Genomic DNA, 7,554 nt, shown 5'->3' with positions numbered 1-7,554 from the left:
TCCGCCAGCACGGTCAGGTTGGTGCTCTTGCCGCTGCCTTCGACCCCTTCAAGGGTGATGAATCTGCCGCGCATGCTCAGCCCTCTTTCGCTTTTTCTGATAGCGCCGCACCGCCCGGTTGTGTGCCTCCAGTGTGGCGGAAAACTCATGGGTGCCGTCCCCGCGGGCCACGAAATAGAGTGCGTCCTCATGGGTCGGGTGGAGTACCGCGTCAATGCTCGCCCGGCTCGCCAGACAGATGGGCGTGGGCGGCAGCCCGTTGATCCGATAGGTATTGTAGGGCGTGCGCCGACGCAGATCGGCCCGGGTCAGATTGCCGTCGAAGGCATCCCCCAGCCCGTATATGGTCGTCGGATCCGACTGCAGGCGCATGCCCTTCTGCAGGCGGCGAATGAACACACCGGCGATGCGAGGCCGCTCATCGGCCCGTCCCGTCTCCTTCTCCACAATGGAGGCAAGAATCAGCGCCTCATAGGGACTCTTGAGCGGCAGCCCCTTATCCCGCTGCGGCCATGCCTTCTGAAGATAGACCCACAGAGCCCGATGTGCCCGCTTCAGCACGCTGGCGTCGCTGTCGCCGGCCTGATAGAAATAGGTTTCCGGCAGCAGCTGTCCTTCCTCATGATCCACGCCCAGCAGTTTGCGGGCCTGTTTTACGTCCCTGATTTCATGTCGCAGCTTGGGCGCCCGGGCCAGCTGCCGCAACGCATCGGCGAAACGCTGTCCCGGAATGAAAGTGATGCGGTACTGCACCCGCGGGCCACTCACCATGGCATTGGCCAGCTGCGCCATGGTCCAGTCACTGCGCAGCCGGATCTCGCCCGGACGCACCCTGCGATCCTCCCCGCTCAGACGCAGATAGAGCCGGAACAGTCCCTCATGCCGCAATCCCGCGACCTTCAGGCGCGCCAGGCTCTCCGGCACGGAAGTGCCCAAAGCCACCACACGCCCCTCTGCCGCAGGCGCCAGCGGCTGCCGCCATGCCTGCCACAGGTAGAGGCCGGCGACCATGGCTGCCAGCACGGCGATCGCGATACCCATAATGATCAGCCGTCTTGCGGACACCACGCCTGCTCCCTGAAATAGGCTTCCAGCCGCTGCGCCAGCGGCTGCCACACATTCGGGTCAAACCGACACGGTGCCCGGGCTCCCACCTCGACCACCGGCCGCAACCCCCGCACGGCATTGAGCAGTGCCATCCCCTGCATGTCACAGGCTCTGCCCAGAGAAACTCGCGTCTTCCGCCAGTCGTATCCGAGCTGTCCGGCCACCTGCTGCAGGGCTCGCAGACTCGTGCCCCACACGCCGGCATGATCCAGACGCGGCGTGTAGAGCGTGCGCTGCTGCAGAAACACCACATTGCTGTATAGGCCGCCGACGATGGCCTGATCCTCGTCCAGCATCAGCACCTCCCTGCCACCGCTTTCCCGCGCCGCCAGCACCTGAGTCAGCTGACACAGATGCTTGATGCCGGCCAGCTGAGGCTGGGTCATGGCCACCACTGGACTGATGTCCAGCGACAGCGCCCCCTCTTTGGCCTGTGGCAGTCCGGGGAAAAACTGCACGATGCGGGTGGCCACTCCTTCACGGGGCACATACCCGCGTGACCCATCACCACGCGTCACGATGCATTTGAGCACCCCCTCCCCTTGTCCAAAGTGTGCGGCAATCCCGGTCAGATCCGCTTCCAGCGCCTCCAGCAGCTCGGGCGCAAAGCCAAGACGGTCAAGGCTGATGCGCACACGCCAGCGATGCGCCGGCCAGTTGAGCAGCTTCCCCTGCTCCACCCGCACCGTGGTAAAGAAGCCGTCCCCATATAGCAATCCCCGATCAAAGATGGACACATGGTCAGACGACTGGCCGTCAACCCAGCAGTGCGCCTTCATTGCAGCGCCCTCAGCAGTCCCGCTGCCTTATGGCGAGTCTCCTTCAGCTCCTGCTCTGCGCTGGCATCGGCTACGATGCCCGCGCCTGCCCGGAAGCCGAGCAGTGTGCCCCGCAACTGAAAAGTGCGGATCAGGATGTTCAGATCCATGCGTCCATCCCAGCCCACATAGCCCAGACTGCCCGTATAGGCCTCCCGGGGTGCCTGTTCCAGCTCGGCGATGATCTCCATGCAACGCACCTTGGGACAGCCCGTAATGGTGCCGCCGGGAAACAGGGCATGCACCACGTCCAGCGGTGTCAGATCCGGTTCGGGTCGGCCACGCACATTGGAGACGATATGGTGCACATGACGGTAGCTCTCCACCACCATCAGCTCATTGACCTCCACGGAACCGGAGCGGCAGATGCGCCCGAGATCATTGCGTTCCAGATCAATCAGCATGATGTGCTCGGCCCGCTCCTTGACCGTCTCCAGCAGCTCCCGTCTCAGAGCAGCATCCCGATCGTCCCGCTCGTCCCGCCGTCGGGTGCCGGCGATGGGGCGGGTCTCCAGCCAGCCATCCTGCCAGCGTACCAGCCGCTCAGGAGAGGAACTGATGACCTGCCACTCGCCGAAGTCCGCCAACGCCGCGAAAGGCGCAGGATTGGCCCGGCGCAGACGGGCATGGAGTGCTGCGGGATCGGGCGCATGACTGAACCGGGCCTGCCACAGGCGGGACAGGTTCACCTGAAACACGTCACCCGCGAAGATATAGTCACGAATGCGCGCCACACTGTCGAGAAAGCGCTCCGGCGCCTCCTCCTCAAGCTCAAATGTCGGCAGTACCTCCTCGACGGGCGACAGGGCGGCAGTTTCCGCCCAGTCCGCCTGCATCTGCGCCAGCAGTGCTTCCTGCCCCGGTTCAGCCACAAACAGCAGTTCCCGCCTGAGATGATCAACGATCACTGCGGCGGGACAGTGCACCAGCATGGCCAGCGGCCCTTTCGGGGTCGGCAGGTTCAGCACAGGCTCGATCACCTTGGCATACTCATAGCCGAACCAGGCAAACCAGCCGCCGGAAAAGGGAACATCCACCACCGGTTCCACCTCCGGCCGCGCCCGCCAGCGTTGGCGCACGGCGGAGATGAATGCTTCTGCATCATCTCCCTCACCCAGAGTGAGTGGCTCGTCGGGAAAGGCGAACAGAATGTCGTAACGGCCCAGCGGCCCCTGTGCCGTGCTCTGCAGCAGAAACGGATACCGCGCCGGAAAGGCGCGGTAGAGAGCAAGCAGATCAGGCGCGGCGCCCTCAAAGGGCCGGCCTGCGATGACAGGCTGCGTCACGTCTCGGATCAGACCTTCGCCAGAACCAGCGTGCCGTTGGTGCCACCGAAGCCGAACGAGTTGTTGAGGGCGTAGCGGATGTCCGCCTCGCGCGCCTCATTGGCCACATAATCCAGGTCACAGCCCTCGTCCGGATTTTCCAGATTGATGGTGGGCGGCAACACGCCTTCATAGATGGCCAGCGTAGTGAAAATGGTCTCCAGCGCGCCGGCCGCACCCAGCGCATGGCCGGTCATGGACTTGGTGGAGCTGACCGCCAGCTTGTAGGCATGGTCGCCGAATGCGGTCTTGACCGCCTGCGTCTCACACAGATCTCCCGCAGGGGTGGAGGTGCCATGGGCGTTGATGTAGTCGATCTGCTCCGGATTCAGGCCGGCGTCCCGCAGGGCGTTCTTCATGCAGCGGGCCGCCCCCTCGCCCCCCTTGGCCGGCAGGGTCATGTGGTAGGCGTCTCCGCTCATGCCGAAGCCGACCACCTCGGCATAGATGCGCGCGCCACGCGCCCTGGCGTGCTCATACTCTTCCAGCACCACGGCACCGGCGCCATCGGCCAGCACGAAGCCGTCTCGATCCCGGTCCCATGGCCGGCTGGCGCCCTGCGGGTCATCATTGCGGGTGGACAGCGCCCGGGCAGCGGCAAAACCGCCCAGACCCAGCGGATTGGCCGCCTGCTCGGCCCCGCCGGCGATCATCACGTCCGCATCACCATGCTGGATGAGCCGTGCTGCATCGCCGATGGCATGGGTGCCGGTGGCACAGGCAGTCACCATGGCCAGATTGGGGCCCTTGATGCCATACATGATCGACAGGTTGCCGGAAATCATGTTGATGATGGCGCTGGGCACGAAAAAGGGTGAAATACGCCGAGGCCCCGACTCCATCAGTACCTGATGCTGTCGGGAAATGGTGTCGATGCCGCCGATGCCGGAACCCATGTGCACCCCGATGCGCTCGGCATTTTCCTCGGTCACCTCAAGACCGGAGTCTTCCATCGCCTGAATGCCGGCCGCCATGCCGTAATGGATGAAGGGGTCCATCTTCTTGGCTTCCTTGGGCTTGATGTACTGGCTGACATCAAAATCCCTGATCAGACCACCGAACTTGACGGAGAAGTTGCTCACGTCGAAAGTGTCGATGGTACGGATGCCACTGCGGCCGGCCTTGATGCCCTCCCAGCTCTCGGCCACGCTGTTGCCCAGCGGTGAGACCATGCCCAGACCGGTGATGACGACACGTCGCTTGCTCAATGTTCTGTCCTCGGTAGTGCTTTTTCAGTCCCTTGATACGAAAAGAGCCGTCTTGGCAACGGCTCTTTTCTTCACGGGGTCACGACTGCATTACTTCTCGCAGTGCTCTTCGATGTAGGCCACTGCCTGACCCAGTGTCTGAATGTTCTCGGCCTCTTCGTCCGGAATCTCGCAATCGAATTCTTCTTCCAGCGCCATGACCAGCTCTACGGTGTCCAGAGAGTCGGCTCCCAGATCGTCCACGAAAGAGGCGTCAGCTGTCACCTGGTCTTCTTCGACACCCAGCTGCTCAACTACGATCTTCTTGACGCGTTCTTCAATGCTGCTCATTGACAGTCTCCAGTTTGTGGTTGAAAAAATCTCGGTTTATTTTGCGCGCCGCCTGCGCAATTTGCAAGCAGCAGCACTCAGGGCATCACCATGCCGCCGTTGACGCTGAGCGTCTGGCCGGTGATGTAGCCGGCCTCGTCGCTGACCAGAAAGGCCACGGCAGCAGCGATGTCCTCCGGCTCTCCCAGCCGCTGAAGCGGGATCTGGCTGGCCAGGGCGTTGCGCTGCTCTTCCGGCAATGCCCGGGTCATGTCCGTGTCGATGAAGCCTGGCGCAACCACATTGACAGTGATGCCACGCGGCCCTACTTCCCGTGCCAGCGACTTGGAAAAACCGATCATTCCTGCCTTGGCAGCCGCATAGTTGGTCTGACCGGCATTGCCCATCAGGCCCACGACGGAGCCGATGCTCACGATCCGCCCCCAGCGCGCCTTCATCATGCCGCGCAGAACCGCCTTGCTCATGCGGTAGATGGAGGTGAGATTGGTGTCAATGATCGCCTGCCACTCTTCGTCCTTCATGCGCATCAGCAGGTTGTCGCGGGTGATGCCGGCGTTGTTGACCAGTACCGTGGGTACGCCGAACTGCTCATTGACCCAGGCCACCAGCGCCTCGATCTGCTCCGGACAAGTGACATCCAGCACACGGCCAGCACCCTTGCAGCCGGCCTCTTCCAGATAGGCGCTGATCGCCTCGGCACCACTGTCGGATGTGGCCGTGCCGATCACGGTCATGCCGTCACGCGCCAGCCTGAGTGCCGTCGCCTTGCCGATTCCGCGGCTGGCGCCGGTCACGATTGCAATCCGTTCCATAAAGCTTACGCCTCCTCCATGGCCGCCACGGCGGTTTCCACCGAGGCGGGATCGAACACGGGCGTGATGGGCATGCGCCGGTCAATGCGGCGGTTGAGGCCGGTCAGCACCTTGCCGGGACCGATCTCGAACAGCTGTGCCACACCCGCAGACTTCATCGCCAGTATTGTATCGACCCACAGCACTGGACGATAGAGCTGTTCAACCAGTGCCTGGCGGATCGCATCCACCTGGTCCCGGGCACCAGCATCCACATTGTGCAGCACCGGCACCTCGGGCACACACATGTCCACTTCGGCAAGCGCCTCACCCAGCTTTTCAGCCGCCGCCTTCATCAGCGAGCAGTGAGACGGCACGGACACCGGCAGGGGCACCACCCGCTTGGCGCTCCGGGCCTCTGCCAGCGCCTGCGCTCGCTCCACGGCGGCACGATCGCCGGCGATGACCACCTGTCCCGGAGAATTGAAGTTGACCGCCTCGCACACCTGATCACCGGCCGCTTCGGCGCACAGCTCACGCACCGCGTCATCCTCAAGACCTAGAATGGCGGCCATGGCGCCTGCACCTTCCGGTACCGCCTGCTGCATCAGCCGACCACGCAGCGCCACCAGTTTCACCGCATCCGCCAGCGACCACGCGCCCGCAGCCGTCAGAGCGGTGTACTCGCCCAGCGAATGTCCAGCCATCATGGCAGGCGCCAGGTTCGTCTGGCTGTCCAGCACGCGATAGACCGCCATGGCGGCCGTCAGCATGGCGGGCTGAGTGTTTTCCGTGCGGTTCAGCGCCTCTTCCGGCCCCTGGCTGACCAGCTGCCACAGATCCATGCCGAGGGCATCGGAGGCCTCTTCAAAGGTCTGCTCCACCTGAGGATAGACCTCAGCCAGCGCATCCAGCATGCCGACGGACTGAGACCCCTGACCGGGAAAGACAAATGCGTAGCTCATTACATCCATTCCTCTCTTTTACATCCGCACCAGCGCCGAGCCCCAGGTAAAGCCGCCACCGAAAGCCTCCATGAGAATCAGGTGGCCGGGTTTGATGCGCCCGTCACGCACTGCCTCGTTCAGCGCCAGCGGCACGGAGGCAGCGGACGTATTGGCATGGCGGTCAACTGTCACCACCACCTGCTCAGGCGGCAGCTTGAGCTTGCGCGCCGTGGCATCGATGATGCGGCGGTTGGCTTGGTGCGGCACCAGCCAGTCCAGCTCCTCGGGCGAGACATCATTGATCCGCAGCGTCTCGGTGGCCACCTGACTGAGGGTATTGACCGCCACCTTGAACACCTCGCTGCCGCGCATGTGCATGCTGCGTTCGGACACACTGTCGGTCACGGGCTTCTTCGATACGCCGGACGGTACATGCAGCAGGGTTTCATACTGACCATCTGCGTGAATGTGGGTATTGATCACGCCGGGCTCATTGTCAGCACGCAGCACGACGGCGCCGGCGCCATCGCCAAACAGCACGCAGGTGTTGCGGTCACTCCAGTCGGTAATGCGCGAAAGCGTCTCGGCACCCACCACCAGCGCGGTGGCGGCACCACCGGAACGGATAAAGCGGTCGGCCACACTGAGGGCATAGATGAAACCGGAACAGACTGCCTGAACATCAAAGGCCGGCGCACCATGATTGCCGAGGCGCTGTTGCAGCAGGCAGGCAGTGCTGGGAAAGATCTTGTCGGGTGTGGTGGTCGCCACCACGATCAGATCGATTTCATCTACGCCGACATCGGCACTCTCCAGCGCCGCGCGGGCGGCGGCCTCCGCCAGATCGGATGTAGTCTGATCGTCGGCGACGATGTGACGCTGGCGGATGCCGGTGCGCTCCCGGATCCACTCGTCCGAGGTGTCCACCATCTTTTCCAGATCGTGGTTGGTGAGGATCTTCTCGGGCAGATATCCACCCGTTCCGATGATGCGGCTATACCGCTGCGTGTTCGGGTTCATCCACACAG

Annotated in this window: 8 protein-coding genes; all 8 read right to left on the bottom strand. The window is 63.2% G+C overall.

Annotated elements, in window-relative coordinates:
• Nucleotides 1-48 precede the first annotated feature (48 nt).
• Complete coding sequence (mltG, locus tag F8K16_RS02915) at nt 49-1,041, bottom strand: endolytic transglycosylase MltG (protein WP_294946700.1); 993 nt, start codon at nt 1,039-1,041, stop codon at nt 49-51.
• A gap of 5 nt (nt 1,042-1,046) precedes the next feature.
• The gene (locus F8K16_RS02910) at nt 1,047-1,886 is read right to left on the bottom strand and encodes an aminotransferase class IV (protein ID WP_294946697.1); all 840 of its coding nucleotides are present in this window, start codon (nt 1,884-1,886) and stop codon (nt 1,047-1,049) included.
• Entirely contained in the window at nt 1,883-3,211 is a 1,329-nt protein-coding gene (locus F8K16_RS02905) for an aminodeoxychorismate synthase component I (RefSeq protein ID WP_294946695.1), read from the bottom strand. The genes F8K16_RS02910 and F8K16_RS02905 overlap by 4 nt, the downstream gene beginning before the upstream one ends.
• Nucleotides 3,212-3,219: 8 nt before the next feature.
• Nucleotides 3,220-4,458, bottom strand: a complete 1,239-nt coding sequence (gene fabF / locus F8K16_RS02900; RefSeq protein ID WP_294946693.1) for a beta-ketoacyl-ACP synthase II — start codon at nt 4,456-4,458, stop codon at nt 3,220-3,222.
• A 90-nt stretch (nt 4,459-4,548) separates the two neighbouring features.
• A complete protein-coding gene (gene acpP, locus F8K16_RS02895; RefSeq protein ID WP_294946690.1) occupies nt 4,549-4,788 on the bottom strand; it encodes an acyl carrier protein in 240 nt (79 codons plus the stop codon).
• A gap of 77 nt (nt 4,789-4,865) precedes the next feature.
• Complete coding sequence (gene fabG / locus F8K16_RS02890; protein ID WP_294946688.1) at nt 4,866-5,600, bottom strand: 3-oxoacyl-ACP reductase FabG; 735 nt, start codon at nt 5,598-5,600, stop codon at nt 4,866-4,868.
• A gap of 5 nt (nt 5,601-5,605) precedes the next feature.
• Nucleotides 5,606-6,544 (bottom strand): ACP S-malonyltransferase, encoded by a 939-nt coding sequence (gene fabD / locus F8K16_RS02885; protein WP_294946684.1) that lies wholly within the window; start codon nt 6,542-6,544, stop codon nt 5,606-5,608.
• 18 nt (nt 6,545-6,562) lie between these two features.
• Entirely contained in the window at nt 6,563-7,546 is a 984-nt protein-coding gene (locus F8K16_RS02880; RefSeq protein WP_294946703.1) for a beta-ketoacyl-ACP synthase III, read from the bottom strand.
• Between the last annotated feature and the right edge of the window lie 8 nt (nt 7,547-7,554).

Source organism: Sulfurivirga sp. (assembly GCF_015490265.1).
In the GTDB taxonomy this organism is placed as follows: domain Bacteria; phylum Pseudomonadota; class Gammaproteobacteria; order Thiomicrospirales; family Thiomicrospiraceae; genus Sulfurivirga.
This window is presented reverse-complemented; position numbering and strand designations above follow the sequence as displayed.

Bases quoted from the DNA above. Each gene is read 5' to 3' on its own strand.
- F8K16_RS02910 (WP_294946697.1), bottom strand. From the start codon at position 1,886: ATGAAGGCGCACTGCTGGGTTGACGGCCAGTCGTCTGACCATGTGTCC.
- mltG (WP_294946700.1), bottom strand. From the start codon at position 1,041: ATGGGTATCGCGATCGCCGTGCTGGCAGCCATGGTCGCCGGCCTCTAC.
- F8K16_RS02880 (WP_294946703.1), bottom strand. From the start codon at position 7,546: ATGAACCCGAACACGCAGCGGTATAGCCGCATCATCGGAACGGGTGGA.
- fabG (WP_294946688.1), bottom strand. From the start codon at position 5,600: ATGGAACGGATTGCAATCGTGACCGGCGCCAGCCGCGGAATCGGCAAG.
- fabD (WP_294946684.1), bottom strand. From the start codon at position 6,544: ATGAGCTACGCATTTGTCTTTCCCGGTCAGGGGTCTCAGTCCGTCGGC.
- acpP (WP_294946690.1), bottom strand. From the start codon at position 4,788: ATGAGCAGCATTGAAGAACGCGTCAAGAAGATCGTAGTTGAGCAGCTG.